This is a genomic window from Pandoraea oxalativorans (assembly GCF_000972785.3).
GTDB classification, from domain to species: domain Bacteria; phylum Pseudomonadota; class Gammaproteobacteria; order Burkholderiales; family Burkholderiaceae; genus Pandoraea; species Pandoraea oxalativorans.
In genome coordinates, this window is the sequence record NZ_CP011253.3 from 2,988,098 (window position 1) to 3,005,586 (window position 17,489).

General features: G+C 65.9%; 12 protein-coding genes. 3 read left to right on the forward strand and 9 right to left on the reverse strand.

Annotation, left to right across the window (positions count from 1 at the left end; translation table 11 throughout):
• The first annotated feature begins 71 nt into the window (after positions 1-71).
• The gene (locus tag MB84_RS13290; protein WP_046292121.1) at positions 72-1,322 is read left to right on the forward strand and encodes an NAD(P)/FAD-dependent oxidoreductase; all 1,251 of its coding nucleotides are present in this window, start codon (positions 72-74) and stop codon (positions 1,320-1,322) included.
• Positions 1,323-1,366: 44 nt separating this feature from the next.
• Here the strand turns inward: MB84_RS13290 and MB84_RS13295 are convergent, their stop codons facing one another.
• From MB84_RS13295 to MB84_RS31460, 9 genes are all read right to left on the reverse strand, one after another.
• Positions 1,367-2,305, reverse strand: coding sequence for a universal stress protein (locus tag MB84_RS13295; RefSeq protein ID WP_169835007.1), 939 nt, complete (start codon positions 2,303-2,305; stop codon positions 1,367-1,369).
• Positions 2,306-2,552: 247 nt separating this feature from the next.
• Positions 2,553-3,551, reverse strand: coding sequence for an aldo/keto reductase (locus MB84_RS13300; RefSeq protein ID WP_046292123.1), 999 nt, complete (start codon positions 3,549-3,551; stop codon positions 2,553-2,555).
• A 127-nt stretch (positions 3,552-3,678) separates the two neighbouring features.
• A complete protein-coding gene (gene bcsG / locus MB84_RS13305) occupies positions 3,679-5,316 on the reverse strand; it encodes a cellulose biosynthesis protein BcsG (protein WP_046292124.1) in 1,638 nt (545 codons plus the stop codon).
• An 18-nt stretch (positions 5,317-5,334) separates the two neighbouring features.
• Positions 5,335-8,019, reverse strand: a complete 2,685-nt coding sequence (gene bcsA / locus MB84_RS13310; protein ID WP_046292125.1) for a UDP-forming cellulose synthase catalytic subunit — start codon at positions 8,017-8,019, stop codon at positions 5,335-5,337.
• Entirely contained in the window at positions 8,016-8,795 is a 780-nt protein-coding gene (locus tag MB84_RS13315; protein ID WP_052653305.1) for a cellulose synthase operon protein YhjQ/BcsQ, read from the reverse strand. Before MB84_RS13315 ends, bcsA begins: the two co-directional genes overlap by 4 nt.
• A gap of 80 nt (positions 8,796-8,875) precedes the next feature.
• Positions 8,876-12,730 (reverse strand): cellulose synthase subunit BcsC-related outer membrane protein, encoded by a 3,855-nt coding sequence (locus MB84_RS13320; RefSeq protein WP_052653307.1) that lies wholly within the window; start codon positions 12,728-12,730, stop codon positions 8,876-8,878.
• On the reverse strand, positions 12,715-13,956 hold the full coding sequence (gene bcsZ / locus MB84_RS13325; protein ID WP_065225786.1) for a cellulose synthase complex periplasmic endoglucanase BcsZ: 1,242 nt from the start codon (positions 13,954-13,956) through the stop codon (positions 12,715-12,717). The genes MB84_RS13320 and bcsZ overlap by 16 nt, the downstream gene beginning before the upstream one ends.
• Positions 13,957-14,712, reverse strand: coding sequence for a cellulose biosynthesis cyclic di-GMP-binding regulatory protein BcsB (locus MB84_RS31455; RefSeq protein WP_052653313.1), 756 nt, complete (start codon positions 14,710-14,712; stop codon positions 13,957-13,959).
• A complete protein-coding gene (locus MB84_RS31460; RefSeq protein ID WP_052653315.1) occupies positions 14,700-16,193 on the reverse strand; it encodes a cellulose biosynthesis cyclic di-GMP-binding regulatory protein BcsB in 1,494 nt (497 codons plus the stop codon). The genes MB84_RS31455 and MB84_RS31460 overlap by 13 nt, the downstream gene beginning before the upstream one ends.
• A 286-nt stretch (positions 16,194-16,479) precedes the next feature.
• On the opposite strand from MB84_RS31460, the gene MB84_RS13335 reads away from it, so the two are divergent.
• Both MB84_RS13335 and MB84_RS13340 read left to right on the forward strand, forming a co-directional pair.
• Positions 16,480-16,830 (forward strand): hypothetical protein, encoded by a 351-nt coding sequence (locus MB84_RS13335; protein WP_157122716.1) that lies wholly within the window; start codon positions 16,480-16,482, stop codon positions 16,828-16,830.
• 6 nt (positions 16,831-16,836) lie between these two features.
• Positions 16,837-17,487 carry an HAD-IB family hydrolase gene (locus tag MB84_RS13340; RefSeq protein ID WP_046292128.1) on the forward strand — a complete coding sequence of 217 codons (651 nt, stop codon included), beginning with the start codon at positions 16,837-16,839 and terminating at the stop codon, positions 17,485-17,487.
• The last annotated feature ends 2 nt before the right edge of the window (positions 17,488-17,489 follow it).

The window sequence follows — 17,489 nt, forward strand, 5'->3', positions numbered from 1 at the left end:
GCCGCCCCCGATGCATTACACTGGCGGCCAAATCCACTCGTTTTGTTCAAGCTTCCCACGTTTCCAATTCCATGTCCGAAGCCACCTCCACCACCGTCATTCTCGGCGCCGGCCAAGCCGGCGGCGAAACCGCCCTCGCGCTGCGTCAGCTCGGCTACACCGGCCGCATCGTGCTTGCGGGTAGCGAAACGCATCTGCCGTATCGCCGCCCGCCCCTCTCGAAAGCGTTCCTCGCCGGTCAGGCCGACGAAGCCAGTCTGCTGATCCGCCCGGCCGACGCCTATGAGAAAGCCGAGATCGACGTACGCCTTGGCGTGACGGCCACGGCCATCGACCGCACTGCGCGCACCGTGTCATTCGACGATGGCCAGACGCTCGGTTACGACCACCTCGTACTCGCGCTCGGCGGCCGTGTGCGTCCCCTGCCGATTCCCGGCGGCGATGCATCCAACGTCTACTACCTGCGCAACATCGCCGATGCACAGCGCCTGCGTGAAGCGCTCGCGCCGGGCAAGCGCGTCGTGGTCGTCGGTGGCGGTTACATCGGTCTGGAAGTGGCGGCGAGCGCCATCAAGGCAGGCGCTTCGGTGACGGTGCTCGAAGCCGCCCCGCGTCTGCTCGCGCGCGTGGCCGAAGCGGATCTCGCAGACTTCTTCGCAACGCTGCACCGCGAGAACGGTGTAGACGTGCAAGTGGGCGTGGGCGTCACAGCCCTGGAACAGGATGCGGCTGGCAATGTGGTGGCCGTGGTGGCCGGCGAGAAGCGTCTGGAAGCGGATGTGGTCGTCGTCGGTATCGGTCTGATCCCTAACGCCGAACTCGCGCAAGCCGCGGGTCTGCCCGTCGACAACGGCATCGTCGTGGACGAATTTGCCCGCACCAGCGATCCGGCGATTCTTGCCGTGGGCGATTGCGCGCATCACGAACACCCGGCACTCGGCCGTCGCATCCGTCTGGAATCGGTGCCGAGCGCCAGCAAAATGGCGAAGGTAGCTGCCAGCGTAGTGCATGGCGATGCACCGAAGGCCGTCGCGACCGCCCCGTGGTTCTGGTCGGATCAGTTCAACGCGAAGTTGCAGATGGTCGGTATGACCGAGGGTCACGACGCCGTGATCGAACGCCGTCTGCCCGACGCACAGGGCGCGGCCGTCTTCATGCTGTTCTATCTGCGCGATGGTGCGATCGTGGCCGCTGCGAGCATCAACCGCGCGCAGGAATTCATGACGGCGCGCGAACTCGTCGGCCGCCGTGCGGTGGTCGATCCGACGCGTCTGGCCGATGCCGCCACGCCGCTCAAGACGCTGCTGGCCGAGCTCGGCTGATCGCGTCGGATCGCCATCGCCCCATCAACCGCGCGCCGTCGGCGTTACTTGGCGGACGGCGCGTGGGCGGGTAACAGCAGGACCGGACGGCCCGCATGACGGGCCGTATCTTCCGCCACGCTGCCTAGCGTGAAGCGCCGGAATCCACGTCGGCCGTGCGTGCCCAGCACGATCAGGTCGACGTCGGCATCGCGGCCCGCAGCGATGATCTGATCCGCCACGCCCTCGCCCACCGGTTGAATCTCCCGCATCTCGATTTCCCCGGGTACTTCCGCCTCGCTCAAACGCTTCTGCGCCCAGCTTCGCACCTGTTCGGCCACGGCGCGCACGGCGTCGAGCAACGGCTCGGGATCGAAACCTGCGAGGAACGGTCCCGGCAAGTCGAGCACGTGCACCACCCGCATCGACGCGCCATGCGTGCGCGCCAGCGCCAACGCATATTCGAAGGCGAGCCGCGACGTCTCGCTGTCGTCCAGCGCGACGAGAATGCGTTCGTAATGGCCGCCCGCGCGCAGCGGCTGATGCGGCCGAGCCTCGCCCGCCACCAGCATCACCGGCACTTCCGCGCTGCGCAGAATCTGCTCCGCGACACTGCCGAGCATCGCCCGGCGCACGCCACTGCGGCCGTGCGTGCCGACGACGATGATGTCCGCGCCCCACTCGATGGCTTCGCGCGTCATCGCTTCGGGCACGGTTTCGCCGGTGGTGCGCAAGTCGAGCAGATGCGCTTGCGCGTCGAAGCCTTCTTCGCGCAAGTACAGCACCGCCCGTGCGAGATGCTCCTCGCCTTCGCGCTGCATGTCGCGGCGCACCTGTTCCAGATCGATGAGTTTTCCGAAGGCCGCCGTCAGCAAATTGACGGGGTCTTCCACAGTGTGAATGACGCGGATCGCGTCACCGTGGCGCGCAAAGGCAGCGGCCTCGCGCAATGCGCGGCGTGACGACTCGCTACCGTCGGTCGCCAGCAGAATGCGTTTTGTCATGAGCAGCCTCGCGTTGAGAGTCGAAGGAAGGCCATGCGCGTGTCCGGCCATCCCGATGTTCCATCTGACGAACCTTGCACGACGCTTCCACTATACCGCTCGATAGGGCGTGAAGGCCACCCTTCGCGCGCCTTGCACGGCCGGAATGGGCATCGGACTTCGCTTCCTTTGACGCAACGCAAAAACGCCACAGGCCCTGCATAGCGGGCCTGTGGCGTCAGAATGAGACGAAGCTTGCGGCGACCGCTCAGCGGGCGGCGTCGCCCCAGCGATAGGCGTGCGATGCGTCGTCGAGCTTTGCCTTGAGTTCCGGCGGCAGCGTGTAGTCGACGGTGCCCAGCGTCTCGGTCAGTTGCTCGACACGGCTCGCGCCGATGATGGCCGAGGTCACGGTCGGGTTCGCCAGCACCCAGGCGAGCGACAGGCGCGTGAGCGACTCGCCGGCATCCTTCGCAATGCCCTTGAGCGCTTCGATGGTCTCGAATTCGCGCTCATGCCAGTAGCGTTGCTGGTACATCGCCCCCGCCTTGCCCACTGTGGCCGACGTGAAGCGGCCTTCGGTCGGCGCAGCGTCGTGGCGATACTTGCCGGTCAGCAGACCGCCCGCGAGGGGGTTGTAGGGGATGACGGCCAGCCCTTCTTCGCTCGCCAGCGGCAGCAGTTCGCGTTCGATCTGACGAAACAGCAGGTTGTAGCGCGGCTGAACCGACACGAAGCGTGCGACACGCAGCACGTCGGCGCGGCCCAGCGCACGGGCCAGACGATACGCGAGATAGTTCGACACGCCGACGTAACGCGCCTTGCCCGACTTCACGATGGTATCGAGCGCTTCGAGCGTTTCGTCGATGGGTGTGTCGGTGTCGTCGGAGTGGAGTTGATACAGGTCGACGTAGTCGGTGCCGATGCGGTCCAGCGATGCGTCGATGGCGCTCAGCAAGTGCTTGCGCGACGCGCCCTTGTCCCACGGCGACGGCCCCATCTCACCGCAGGCCTTCGTCGCCACGATGAACTGATCGCGACGGCCCTTGAGCCAGCGGCCCACCACTTCTTCGGTGCGGCCGACGAGCGAGTTGTCGGCCCCCAGCGGATAGACGTCGGCGAGATCGATGAAGTTGACGCCAGCCTCTGCGGTACGGTCGAGAATGGCGTGGCTGGCGGCTTCGTCGGTTTGCAGACCGAACGTCATGGTGCCCAGGCAGAGGCGGGAAACGGTCAGGCCGGTGCGGCCGAATTTCGTGTATTGCACGGTAACTCCCGGAGGCAGGTACTGATGAAAAGCGATGCCCGGCGTCGCGGACAAGGTGCACAGTATGCGCGATTCCGGGAAAACGCGTGCGCCGCCCACCGCTTTCGTGGCGCACGCGCTTCGTTTGCTATTCCAGCGACTTCAGATCGAGCCAGACGCCATCCGCGCCGCGGATCATCATCTTGCCGCTGTACTTCATGACGGTCGTCTGCTCGTTGGCCGATACGAAAGCCGTCTGTGGCAGATCGTTAGCGTACTGCGCCAGGTCCGGCGTGCCCGCGAACGGGTTGTTGGCGATCAGGTGCGAGATGAGCGTCATCATCGCCAGATAGCTCGTCGGTGTGGCGATGGCCACAGGCGTGGCGTGCGAGGCGGCAGCACCGTCGCCGAAGCCGACGAGCTTCACCGCCACCGGCACGTGCGTAATCTCCGGCAACGGGATCTCGCGCATGCCCGAGATCTGCAACTTGCTGCCGCGCAGCGCTGCGCCGTGCTCCGGCACGAATACGACCACCGCCTTGCGTCCCGACTTCTGGATGGTGTCGATGAACTGACCGATGTCGTCGAACATTGCCTTCGCGCGCAGCGGATAACTCTGCACGCTGCTGAGTTTCGAGCCTTCGAGACGGTTGCCGTCGTGCAGCGAGATCGTGTTGTAGTACAGCGCCACGCGCTTGTCGGGCATGGCCGTGCGCTGCTTCCACCACGATTGCAGCACGTCGCCGTCCGAGCGGATCGGCGTCTCGTCGAACGCGCGCATCGCCACACGGGTACGCGTGTTGTCGAAGGGCGTGACGCCCTGCACGTCGAAATTCTGCTGCACTTCCTGCATGAAGTTGTCGAAGTGACCGTCGTGGTTCATCGCGAGCGTCGGCGTGAAACCGAGGTTCTTCAGATCGCTCATGATGTAACACTGCGGGCCTGCCGGGTCGTACAGCGCCTTGTGCTCCGGCTGTCCACAGCCTGCACGCAGCACGCGAATCGCCGCCGGGCCGCTATAGCTGGCGGCCGAGTTGAAGTTCTTGAAGATGAAATCGAACTTCGAGAGCAACGGCAGGTTATCGAGGTTGTCGACGTCGAGGTCGTCCTGCGCGAGCGAACAGATGTGCAGGAAGATGATGTCGTAGTCCGGACCGGCCCCCGCCTGCGCGGGCAACGAGACCGAGCGCGTGAGTTCGCGCGAGTAGAAGCTGTTGAGCGCCGCGTTCGGGTTCGCGCCCAGCGGCACCTCGCCGTCGCCCGTCAGGAACGCGCTGCTGCCGCTGGCCGCACCTGCTGCGCCCCCTGTCACGGCACCGGACGCGAGCGCCGTGGTATCGCCCTGCGCGGCCACGACCGGTGAGACGGAGATGAGCGTGCCGACACGCAGCACGCCTGGCACGATCAGCAACGCCAGCAGGACGAACGTCGTCACGCGCACCCAGCGATTCACGATCCAGTACGCGAGCACCATGATCGCGAGCAGCAACCAGTCGCGCGCCGGGACGAAGCGGCCGAGCAGCTCGACGATGTACGAGAAGCGGAACTGCATCAGCGCGGGCAACTGCTCGACGAAGCGCTCGAACGGCGGCAAATTCGAGTCGTAGTAAAGCAGCGCCGCACCGACCGGGATGGCGATGACCTGTCGCGCGATGCGCGCCCAGCGCGGGCGCAACCGCACCACGAGGAACAGCGCGAAAACGAAGTTAGGCAGCACGTGAAAGCCGAGGATGCCCGCCCACAGCAGCAACAGCTTCAGAATGAAGTAGAGGTTCCAGATGCCCATCGTATGGTTTCCTTGGTCTCAGGCACGTGTATCGGGCGCATCGCCCCACGCCCGCCGTGCGCCGCGCAGACGGTTCTGCCAGCGCGTCACCAGCTTGCTCAGCAGGTAATCGGCCAGCACCCGATACCCACGCAGCCCCATGGCCAGCATGTCGAACAACGCCTTGATCGGTTCGTCACGCGTACGCTCGTCGTCCCAGTCGCGCCACGCATCGGCACGTCCGAACGTGAATTGCACGAGATGTTTGTCCTGCTCGGCGGTGAGCGGCATGAACGCGAGGAAGAGCTGGTTGCCACGTGCACCGACGACACTCACCGGGAAGCCGTACTCGGTCGCGCCCCGTGCGAGCGCCACGTGCGCTTCGGTGCCCACGGCCGGATCGACCGCCACCGGCAGCACCAGCGCCAGCCCGCCGCCCGAGAAGTCGCGGGTGTGACAGGCCACGGTGCGGCCGTCCGGCAGATAGAGCGTGGCGGGCATGCGCATCGACACGCGGTGCGTGCGCCGCACCTGCTTGACTTCCGTCGCCACGGCCACCGCCGCCCCCAGCACGGCGAGGTTGAACATCACCCAGAGCAGGTTGAACACCAACGCGCCCGACTCGTGTGCAGGACCGTAGAAGTAGCGCAGAATGCCCGCGAGAAAGCCCGCGACGTTAAAGCCGAGCAGGACCAGATACGGCTTCGAAATGCTCCAGTCGAAGAAGCTTTGTTCGATCAGCCCGCCCTTCGCGGTCACGTTGAATTTGCCGTAGCGCGGGTTGATGAAGGCGACGGTCGTGGGCAGCGCGACGTACCAGGCCAGCACCGCTTCATAGACATCCGACCAGAACGAGTGCCGGTACTTGCCCTGAATGCGCGAGTTGGCGATATTCGCATGCGCGATGTGCGGCAGCACGTAAGCGCAGATGCTTAACGCTGCCGCTTGCACGATGTGCAGCCCGAAGAACAGGTAGCAGATCGGTGCGAGCAGGAAGATGATGCGCGGAATGCCGTAGAAAAAGTGCAGCATGCCGTTCGCGTAGCAGATGCGCTGACCGAGCTTCAGGCCTCGGCCGAACAGCGGATTGTCGACGCGGAAGATCTGCGCCATGCCGCGCGCCCAGCGAATGCGTTGTCCGACGTGGCCCGACAGCGATTCCGTCGCCAGACCCGCAGCCTGCACGACCTTGAGGTACACCGTGTTCCATCCGCGACGGTGCATCTTGAGCGCCGTATGCGCGTCTTCCGTCACCGTCTCGACCGCCACGCCCCCGACCTCGTCGAGCGCCGTACGACGCAACACCGCGCACGATCCGCAGAAGAACGAAGCGTTCCAGAAGTCATTGCCGTCCTGCACGATCCCATAAAACAGACGTCCTTCGTTCGGCACCGCGCCGCGTGTGGCGAGGTTGCGCTCGAACGGGTCGTCGGAGAAGAAATGGTGAGGCGTCTGCACGAGCGAACAGCGTTCGTCCTTGAGGAACGACCCCATCGTGGTTTGCAGGAACGAGCGCACGGGAATGTGATCGCAGTCGAAGATCGCGATGAACTCGCCCTGCGTCTTGCCGAGCGCATGGTTGATGTTGCCCGCCTTCGCATGACGATTGTCGGGGCGTGTCATGTAATGCACCCCGGCTTGCGCCGCAAATTCGCGCATCTCCTCGCGGCGGCCGTCGTCGAGCAGATAGATGTTGAGCTTCTCGGGCGGCCAGTCGATGCCGCACGCGGCATACACGGTCGGGCGCACCACAACCAGCCCCTCGTTGTACGTCGGAATGTAGACGTCGACGCTCGGCCATTCGCGGGTGTCCGGCGGCAGCGGCGTGATGCGGCGATGCAGCGGCCAGATCGTCTGGACGTAGCCGAACAGCAGAATCATCCACGTGTACATCTCGGCGGCGACAAGCATATAACCGACGGTGGCCTCCGCCACGGTGTCGAACGCCAGCGACTGCGTGAGACGCCACCACACGTAACGCACCGTCGACGTGAGCGACAGGCCGATCAGCACCAGCACCGAGTATTGGCTGTCGAGACGGCGGAATACCAGTGCGAGCGTAAGCGTGCAGATCGAGAACAGCAACTGCGAGAACGGATCGAACGGCGTGGTGACAATCCAGAACACACCGAACAACCCAAGCAAGGCGACAATGGTCGACGTCGCACGCCATTGCATGACTTTTTCCAGCTTCCGGTCGAAGCGATGCGCGAGTTCGGCGGGCGTGTCGGGCGGAATGCCGAAGAGCGACTGCACGAGCCACAGACGCAGCCGTTCGTTGCCCCGTCGGAACGCGAGCCATGCGGTATAGGGGGGGAATGCCGGACGCCGGTCGGCGCGACGCCACAGCAGCGCTCCCACGATCTGCCAGAAGCCCGCATCGGCTGGCACGTCGAGCCGTTGCGTCAGGCGTTCGTTGACCCGTGCGAAGGCCCGACCCGGGTAGTCGGGACGACCGGGCCGCGCCGGTTGAAATACTGCGCGCAGCCACCAGTCGCGCCATTCGTCCAGTTGACGAACGTCGAGCCGCACGGCAAGACGCGCCACGACACGATCCGACATCTGCGAGATCCACAACCGGTGTTGCGGCGAGCGCACGATCGCCGCCAGCATCCATTGCATGACGCCCGGCGAACGCCCGTCCGGCCGGTGCGGCACGGCCAGACGCATCGCGAGGATATCGCGGCCAAGCCGGAAGAGGGAACGCAGAGCGTCGCTGATCATCGGCGAGTGCCTCCCCTGGCGGTGCCCTCACTCCCTTCCCCTACATCCATCGCGCGCTGCAACCACGCTTCGAGATGGATGAAGTCGAGCGCGGCCTGCGAGCCATCGCCGGCCTTGGCCAGCGTCACGCCGTTCGCGGCGGCCATGCCGACGGCGATGTCGCGATGGATGCGCACCGGGACGACGGCGTCGCCACCGCGTCCCTGAATCAAATTCAGCAGATCGTTGTTGAGCGACGAATTGGCAGCCGCCACGTTCGGCACGATCTGCACACGACCGTCGCATGCGGTCATCAAATCCGGTTGCGTGACGTAACCGGCCGTCGTCACGGGCACGATGCCCAGCACCAGATCGGCCGCCGCCACAGCGGCCAGTGCGATGGCATCGGGCAAACGCTGCGTGTCGATCAGCACCCGCGCGCCGTCGGGCAAGCCGACGGCCGTCAACTGACGACGCAATCCGCCCACGTCGCCCTGCAACCATTGCGCCATCGCAGACAGGTTGGCGACGCTCGTACGGCCTGACGGCAGCAACGGCACGCCCGCAGGCGTGTCGCGCAACACCGCGCGCCAGCCGTCCGGTGCCACGCCGGACGACAGCACGCCGGTCTCGCACGTCTTACGCAACCCGAGCAGCGCACCGATCGCGTTCTGCGCGTCGAGTTCGAGCACGGCGACCGGCCGTCCGGCATGGGCGAGCTGCGCGGCGAGATGCGCCGTCACGGTGCTTCGCCCCGCGCCGCCCGCAGTGGAAACGATGGCGATGAGCGTCAGCATGCGCCCTCCCCGGTCGGGAACTCAGGCCGAACGACGTCGTTCGCCATCATGAATTCGGTATCGGCACGAGCGCTCATGTGTCAGTAACTCCAGATCGGGCGGACCGGCGACGGTGGCATCGGCACGTCGCCACGGCGGGCGTCGAAGTGATAGCGCATGTAGACGAGGAAGCGATTCGGCGCGTAGTAGTCGGAACGCTCGAACTGCACCTGGCCACCGATCACCCAATGGCGGTTGACCCAATACTCCGCGCGCCCCGTCACGGAGAAGCCCACGCCGAAGCCGCCGCCGGAGCCGTAGGTCAGATCGCCGCTCGCGGCCTGCAACGCGCCGTTCGTCGGGAAGTACGGCATGGCCTTCTCCTGACTCTGCGAAAACGACACCGAACCGCGCAGGTAGTACGACCAGCGTTGCGTGCGGCCATACCATTCGATCGGCAGCGTGAGCGACACATACGTTTGCGGGCTGTAGTAACCGCCGTGCCCGTACGTGTAATAGCGTTCGTTCTGCGCGAAGCTGTCGAAGAACAGCGTGAGGCCGGTGTTCAGGCGCATATCGCGCTTGTAGATCAACGGCAGGTCGACGCCCGCGCGGGCCGACACTTCCGAGTTGTTCAGCACGTTCTCGCCCGTGAGACGCGCCACGCTCGCCTCGCCGAAGATGCCCCACTTCGTAAAGTCGCGCGATGCGTGGAACGTGATCGCATCGCGACGCACACCGCCCCACTTACCGTCGCCGAACACTTCGGGCAACGGCAGATACTCCCCGGCGTAGGACACCATGCTGCCGGTCATCGGCCGACGTGATGTGTCGACCCAGTAGTTGTAGCGCCCGAGATTGCCGAACAGTCGCACGCCGCCCGTCACATAGGAAATCGGGAAGCCGACCGGCGTGTGGCCGATGTCGGCGCGAATCCAGTCGTTCTCATAGCCGAGCATGAGCGCCTGCCCGTGCGCCTTCTGACGCTTCGTGCCGTAGTCGCTCTGCACGCCGGGATTCGCCGCGCGGAACGACGGCACGTTCAGGAACGGCAGGGTGCCGAACTCGGATGTGCCATTGAGCGGCAGGTCGCCCGAATCGGCGCTGACGTAATCCGTCTGTGCGAAGACATGGCCGTCGTAGCCCACGGCGTACTGACCGTAGAGCGGGACGGCGCGGGCGTTGAACATCGAGATGCCGCCGTCGCCCTTCTTCTGGTCGATTTCGTAACCGGCCGCGACGTAACTGTTGCGGCGCGACGCCAGCGAGTCGATGGCCGACTCGGCCGACGTCATGCCGTCGTAGCCTGGCAGCGCGCCCTGCACGATCTCCTCCTTGCGCGCCTGGTCGTACCATCCCTTCGCTTCGTTGTAATGACGCTGAGACTGTGCGATGCGTCCGCGCTGCACGGTAACGGCCGAGGTATCGGGGAACTGCGCGCGCAGCCGGTCGTTGAGCGCGATGGCTTCGTCGTAGCGCTCCATGGCGCTCAGACGTCGCACGGCGGCGAGTTGCGTCCAGACGTCGTCCGGCGAAGCTTCGGCGAGCGCACGGTCGAGTTCGCGGCTGGCGGCCTCGTCGTCCTGCTGCTCGTAGAGAACGCGCACGAGCGACAGGCGGGCATCCTGATTCGTCGGATCCTGCCGGATCTGGTCTTCGGCAATCTTGCGGGCGTCGTCGAAACGGCGTTCGTCGAAATAGATGTCGCCCAGGGTCGACAATGCGCGCTTGTCCGGCGGTTGACGCGAGAGCAACGGTTCGAGTTTTTGCTGCGCCATGTCGAAGTCGCCCAATGCGCGGGCGCGGTCCGCCTGACGCAGTGCCAGCCGATCCTGAAGATCCTGCCATTCGTCGCGCTGGTCGGCACCGAGCGCGGACGGGTCCATGCTCGTGAGGAAGGTGCCCAGTTCATCATCGCGCTCTGCCGTATTGAGCAACTCGGCGTAGCGCAGTTGCGCATCAGGCTGCGGCTTGTCGGCGTGTGCCGCGAGCCAGTCGCGCATGAGCGCCAGCCCCTGATCGGGCTGCCCTGCCGACACGCGTGCCCGTGCGACCTCGCCGATCAGCTCGGGATCGTCGCCCGCCATCGCGAGGGCGTCGCCATAGCGGCGTTCGCTCCCGGCGTCGTTGCCCGCCGCATGCGCCTCGCGCGCCAGACGCGCCGTGTCGCGAATCGCCAGTGTCGTCTGCATGCGCTTGATCGACGGCGTGACGTTCGCCGCCGGTATCTGCGCGAGCGATTCGCGGGCACCGGCTTCGTCGTCGATCACGTTGAGATAGATGGCCTGCGCGTAGAGCATCTGCGCACGGTCGTCGGCCTCCAGCGGCTGGCGCATGCCTTCAGCCATGACTTCGCGCCCGATCTGCGGCAGACGAAGTTTGCGATAGAGGCTTGCGAGCGAGTAGCGCGTCCACGCATTGCCCGGATCGAGGGCGACGGCGCGCTCCAGCGCCGCGAGTGCGGGGCCGTTGTGCCCTTCGGCGATGGCGCGATCGGCGTCGTCGGACAGCGCCGCCGCCTCGGCCTTGTCGAAGCGCGCCCTGTCCTGCGGGAAACGGCGTCGCAGATCGCCCAGCAGGTTCGCCAATTCCGTGCGACGTTGCTGACGCGAGTACAGCGTGATCATGCCGCGTAGCGCCGTGTCGTTGTCCGACTCGATCTTCAGTGCTTGCTGGAACAAACGCTCGGCGTCCTTGTCGCGCTTGTCGTCGAGCGCAATGTCGCCCAGCAGCGCCAGCCCGTCGGGGTTGTTCGGATCGCTGGCGAGCGCTCCGCGCACAAGGCGGTCCGCTTCGTCCAGACGACCGGCATCGCGAGCGTCGCGTGCCTGCGACATCGCGCCCCAGAACTGCGACGTCTTCAACAGACTGCGCCACTTGCCCGCGTTATCGGGGTCCTTTCGCAAGGCCTGCGCGAACAGTTCCTGCGCGCCCTTGTGATCGCCCTGGCGCATCTTCACAAGCCCGAGCGAGCCAAGCAGTTCGCCGTCGTTGGGGCGTTTGACCCGCGCAGCATCGAGCGACTTTTCAGCGTCGTTGAGACGCCCCTGATCGAGCGCTTTGATGCCCGCCTGCCGCGATTTGTACGCGGGGTCGTTGAGCATTCGCGTGCGCGCCGCCTGTTGCGCATTCAGTTTGTCGTAGGCCGCGCGGATGTCCGCGTCGTTCGGGGCGAGTGCGAGGTAGCGTTGATAGAGCGGCAGCCACGCAAGATTGCCGTCGGCCTTGGAAAGCCCCTTTTGCCAAAGCGGCAGCAAGGCGTTCAGATCGGCGTTCGGACGCGCCGCCAGATCCGCGACCATGCGCGTGCCCGCGAGACGACTCGACGGCCGGTCGATCATCAACTCGGCCAGCGAGGCAGACGCACGCGAATCCTCGGGCGACGCCTTCGACAAGTTTGCCAGCCCCTGCTGCGCGGCAGGCCAGCCGTTCGTGGCGTTGGCCTGCGCCCGGTAGTACTCGACGCCGAGATCGCCCGTCGGCGGACCGTCGGGAAACAGCGCCTTGTATTCGGCAAAGGCGGCATCGGCCTGACCACTACGTTGCAGCAGTCGCGCACGGGCGATGCGCGATTTGTCGACGGTGTTGATGCGAATCACGTCGGCCAGCGCCTTCGTCGCCGGTGCGTTCGGATAACGGGCACGCAGCGTCTGCAATGCCTTGTTTGCCGCCGCTGGCTTGTTCTCTTCGATATCGATCTGTCCGAGCAACGACAGGACGTCCGGTTGCTCCGGCTGCACGAGCAACGCCTTTTCCAGCGCGGCGCGCGCGAGGTCGTTGCGATGACGCGAATGCCACAGCATCGCGCTCGAGAGCAGGTTGCTGACGTCACGGTTCGCCGCAACGGCGGGCTTGGCCGTGCTGTTCGCAGGCGCGGGCGCAGCTCGCACGTGCCCACCGCCTGCGGCCATCAGCAGGCACGTCATGCAAGCGGAGCGGATCAGGGTGTCGCGCAAACCGCCTCCCAGGGCACCTGCAACGTGCCGTCAGCCGCAAAACGGAAACGCGCTTCGTGCCATCCCAGCCCGAAGAGCGAGAGCACGGAACTGTAGTAGCCGGGGGGAGACTGGGCGTCGAGCGAACGCGCACGGTCAGCCTGCGCGCGTGCAAGCGCGGTGTCGCCGACGGCTTGCAGCAGTGGCACGAGCGCCGCCGAGAAGCCCGACCCGCCGTCCTGCTTCGCCGTGCCGTCGCGCGTGTTCACGCGCTCGGGCGGCGCGCCGTGCGCAGCCACGTACTTCAGCATGCCGGGGAACGTGTGCATCAGTGCCCGGAAATCGTCGCTGCCCGAGGCGAGCATGCCCGCCCACAGATAGACGCGAATGGCGTTGTAGCTGCCCTCGCCCTGCGTCTCGGGATCGATCTCGAAACCGCGTCCCGTGCGGTACATCGCCCACTCGGGTGCGAAGCCCAGCGGCGGCGCGGTCAACGTTATCTGTTTGAGCGACGACGCAATCAGTTGCCCCCGCCCGCTCTCGGGGAAGAGCCCCGCCAGACGCCGCACCACTTGCATCGGCACATAACTGGGGTTAAGACGCCAGAGATCCTTGGCGGGATGGAAACCGACAGGTGCGGGCAGCAGCGTGCGCCCGAGTCCGGGGATGAAGTCGGTTTCTTCCGACGCGATACGTCGCGCGACGAGCGCACCGAGCGCCGTGTACCGACGCACACGCCAGAGTCGTCCCGCCTCCACCAGCGCGTAAGCGATCCACATGTCGGCGTCGCTGGCGGGATTGCTGTCGAGCACGCCCCACTGGCCGTCATCCTTCTTGCCCCACAGCCGGGCGGGCAGATGCGCAGTAAGGTCGCCCTGCGCGAGATTGTCGACCGTCCAGTCGAGCACCTTGTCGAAGGTGGTCCGATCGTTGGCGATGACCGCGAACGTCAGCGCGTACGCCTGGCCCTCGGACACGGTGCGCTGGTCGGCCATGCTGTGATCGACCACACGGCCGTCGTCGGTCAGAAAGCCCGTCTTGAAGCGCGTCCACGAGGGCCAGTCGACTGGCGGGCACGCGTTGCCACCTGCGGCAGGCGTCGTACCCGTCGCAGACGCCCCCGACGGCTTCGCGGGCGCAGCATGCGCGGCAGGCGTCAGACCGGCAAGCGCCGGTCCTGCGCCACAGGCGACCAGCGCCCGCAGCACGGCGCGACGGCGCCGTCTGTCAGCATCGGCGCGTGTCATTTACTTCTCCAGTCGACGTGCGGCGCGACGCTGCAACCAGCCGAAACACTTGAGCGCTATCGCGAACGCCGCCAGCAACGCGACGAGACCGACCAGAATCGGATGACTCGAGAGGTGGTAACGAATGTGCGTCCACCAGCTCACGTCGCCCACGAAGTACGTCTTCCCCAATCGATACGACGCCGTGCTGGCACCGTTGACGACCGCCAGATCGCCGTGGATCGCATTGCCCTGCGTGTCGATCGCATCGACTACGCTCAGCAATCCGTCGTCGCTCGACGCGTTGATCGCGACCACCGAGCGTGAACTGCTCACTGGCGACTCGAAGCCGACCAGCGCCGCCAGCGGGCCTTGAGAGACCGCGTCCATGCGCTGCGGGCCGATGCGGCTGGCCGCGAGCGCAGAGCCGGTCGCGCCGTCGCCGCGGTAGCCCTGAGGTTCGGCTTGCATGACGCGACGCGTCTGGTCGATGACGAGCGGCAGATTCTTGCCCCACTTGGTCAGCAGATCGGCGGCATCTTTGCCGCCGACGACGAGCAGGTCGCGATCCTTGAAGCGATCCGTCTGCGTGGTATCCAGCACTTCGAAGCGATCGGCATACACGCCGGTGGAGCGGCCGAACTGACCGAGCGCCGAGAAGACCGTTTCCAGCTCCGCCTTATCAGGCGTTTTCGACATGACGACAGCCGTCTGCGCGAGGTCGGCGTATTTGGTGAACGGGAAGCCACTGCCCGCGAAGAAGCTCAGATTCGGCAACTCGGCGTAATGCGGCAGCCCGCTGAAGTCGATGGTCGAATCGGCGTCGATGGCCGGTCGGCCATCGTGCCGTCCGACAGCAGTTCGACGAGCATATGGCTCTTGTCGCTGCTCGCGCCCGCCGAGCGCAGGCGATACGCACGCACGAACTGGTCGTTGATCGACACGCTCATCGACGAGTCGTCCGGCTTGACCGGCGGCGTGTAGCGATACTTCAGATCCATCGGCACGCCGGTGTTTTGCCACGTCAGCAAATCGGCCGGGAGATTGAGCTGGATGCGGATCGGCCACGGCATATAGCCGTTCGCCTGCAAGTCGCTTGGATTGTCGACCAGTTCGCCCAGCTTCACCGGGCGGTCGGTGCGCACCCAACGCGGGGCGTCGTAAGCCGGACGCGGCGGCAACGGCCGAAGCTCGGCGATGCGGGTCGCGTCGCCCGAGAGCGCCGCACGGCCCGACACCAACGCCAGCGCGGCCGTCTCCAGATCCTTCGCGTCACGCCCCTGAATCACCAGCAGCTTGAGCGACGGATCGTTCGGATTCGACACCATGCGCAACGTCGGCGCATCGACCGTGGGCAGATCGAGGCCGGGCAGCATCGTGTCGTTGGTCACGAACGCAATGCCATGCTTGGATGGAAATGCATTCACGCTGACCGGGAAGCGCGTGCGACGGTAGTCGCCGATCGCACCGGCCCATGTCGCCACCACGCCCGCGGCGTGGACCACCGCCAGCGACGGCGGCGCACCGAAGACGAACGGAACGGACTGATCGCGGTTGTCGTGACGGTCGAAGAATGGGGTCGGCAGCGTCGACAGATCGTTGCGCAGCGTGAGCGGCTGGGTGCTCGTGACGATCTCGCTCTGCGGGCTGATATCGGCCCACAGACTCGAATGCATCGGGTCTTCGCACTCCATCGTGTAATGCCCGATGAGAACAAGGCGCACACGATTGAAGCCCGAGAGCATGCGCGCGTCGAGCGGGATGTCGCGCACGAGATTCTTGCCGCCGTCCTGCTTGTTGAACGGCAACGTCGCGATCAGCTCTTCGTTCAGATACACCTTGAGCTGCGAGAGATCGGGAATCAGCGCGGGGGAATAGGCGTATCGCAACCGGAGCAAGGCCGATGCGACCGACTGATCGAGTCGGATTCCGAAGTTGACGTCGCCCGACCCTTCGGTGCCGCGCAGCCGCAGCCCGTTCGTCTGCCCCAGCTGGGCGAACGTGACGGTGCGTTGACTCGTGCCGGGCACAGACGCGATGACTGGCGCCGTTGCGCCGGACGCATCCGCCGCCGCATTCGCACCAGAGGCGACCTCCGGTGCAGCCGTCGCACCGGTCGGTACCGGGGCTTTGCCGGTTCGACCTCCGGTGGGCGCTGCTCCCGCAAGCATGACGCCCCCCGGGTCCATCGCGGCGGCGACCAGCAGGCAGATGGCTGAGACCTTCGTGTAACGCGACCAAGACGCTCGAAGCTGCATGTGTGATGCCTCGTCTGTTCTTGCGCTGCATGTTCGCCACATCCGCACGAACGACGCCCCATTGACCCGACGTCACATCACGTCGTCGGCCATTCGAAGATTTGCCAAGGCCCGGCGGGACAGCGCAGTTCGTGTGTCTGGAAATGGCACGTTGCGCCATGCTAGCTTGCCTCGGTGCGAGTGAGCAAGCGGACCTTAGCCCCCGAGTGTCGTGCGGCAGGTACATCGGTCGACCGGTCGGCACGGGAATTGCCCAGTGTGCGACGCACCGTATAGAATGCCCGGCATGAGCCAGACCGAACCCTCCTTCTCCGCTGCCGGTCCGTCCGACGCGCGCATGGTCGATCATGCGGTTGGGTCGGATGCCGACGCTTTGACTGAGCATCCGGCGGAACACGCGTCCGAGCAGACCGCGGACGCGATGATCGAGCGTCGCTATCCATCGGATATCGACCGCCTGCGCGAAGTCGTGGGCACCGACGTGCTGCCCCATTACCGTGACGAGCAGGCGATTGCTGCGAGCGAACAGGCGAGCGAGCGCTGGCCGCATCTGGTGGCCGTCGCAGACGCCCGCGCAAGCGCAGCGTCGGTCTCGCCACTCTCTCAATCTTCCAAACATTCGGCCGGGACGCGCTGACCCGGCATGCGAGACGCTTCCATCGTCGCCGCGTTCGATTTCGACGGGACGCTCTCCACCACCGACAGCCTGCGCGTGTTCGTGCGCCGCACCGTCGGCACACCGCGCTTTGTGGCGGGCGCGTTGCTCGCCTCTCCCTGGCTGATCGGGGCGGCGCTTAAGCTCGTCAACCGGGGCACGGCCAAAGCGGCTTTCCTGCGTGCGGTCTTCGCAGGCCGCTCCCGCGCGCAACTCGAAGCGGACGCGCGCGACTTCATCGTCCATCAGCTACCCGGCCTGCTTCGTCCCGAGATGCTCGCACGCGTTCGCCAGCACCGCGCGCTGGGCCACCGCATCGTGCTGGTGAGCGCGTCGCCGGGCTTGTACCTGCGGCCCTGGGCGGCAAGCGTCGGTTTCGAGGCCGTGCTCAGTACCGAACTGGCCTTCGACGCGCAGGACCGCTTCATCGGGACCTTCGCCCAACCAAACTGCTGGGGTCCCGAAAAGGTGAGACGCCTCGAGGCATGGTGGGACGATGCGCTGCCGCGTGTGCTCTTCGCTTATGGCGACAGCCGTGGCGACAAGGAAATGGCCGAGCGTGCCGACCATGCGTGGATCCGGGGTCAGGGCAAGCTGATGCCGCTGACGGACGCCGACGCGCCGACGCGCGCCTCGTGAGT

What these genes read in the sequence shown, in the direction of transcription:
- MB84_RS13290 (WP_046292121.1), top strand. Translation starts at nt 72, where the DNA reads ATGTCCGAAGCCACCTCCACCACCGTCATTCTCGGCGCCGGCCAAGCC.
- MB84_RS13295 (WP_169835007.1), bottom strand. Translation starts at nt 2,305, where the DNA reads ATGACAAAACGCATTCTGCTGGCGACCGACGGTAGCGAGTCGTCACGC.
- bcsG (WP_046292124.1), bottom strand. Translation starts at nt 5,316, where the DNA reads ATGGGCATCTGGAACCTCTACTTCATTCTGAAGCTGTTGCTGCTGTGG.
- bcsA (WP_046292125.1), bottom strand. Translation starts at nt 8,019, where the DNA reads ATGATCAGCGACGCTCTGCGTTCCCTCTTCCGGCTTGGCCGCGATATC.
- MB84_RS13315 (WP_052653305.1), bottom strand. Translation starts at nt 8,795, where the DNA reads ATGCTGACGCTCATCGCCATCGTTTCCACTGCGGGCGGCGCGGGGCGA.
- bcsZ (WP_065225786.1), bottom strand. Translation starts at nt 13,956, where the DNA reads ATGACACGCGCCGATGCTGACAGACGGCGCCGTCGCGCCGTGCTGCGG.
- MB84_RS31460 (WP_052653315.1), bottom strand. Translation starts at nt 16,193, where the DNA reads ATGCAGCTTCGAGCGTCTTGGTCGCGTTACACGAAGGTCTCAGCCATC.
- MB84_RS13335 (WP_157122716.1), top strand. Translation starts at nt 16,480, where the DNA reads ATGAGCCAGACCGAACCCTCCTTCTCCGCTGCCGGTCCGTCCGACGCG.
- MB84_RS13340 (WP_046292128.1), top strand. Translation starts at nt 16,837, where the DNA reads ATGCGAGACGCTTCCATCGTCGCCGCGTTCGATTTCGACGGGACGCTC.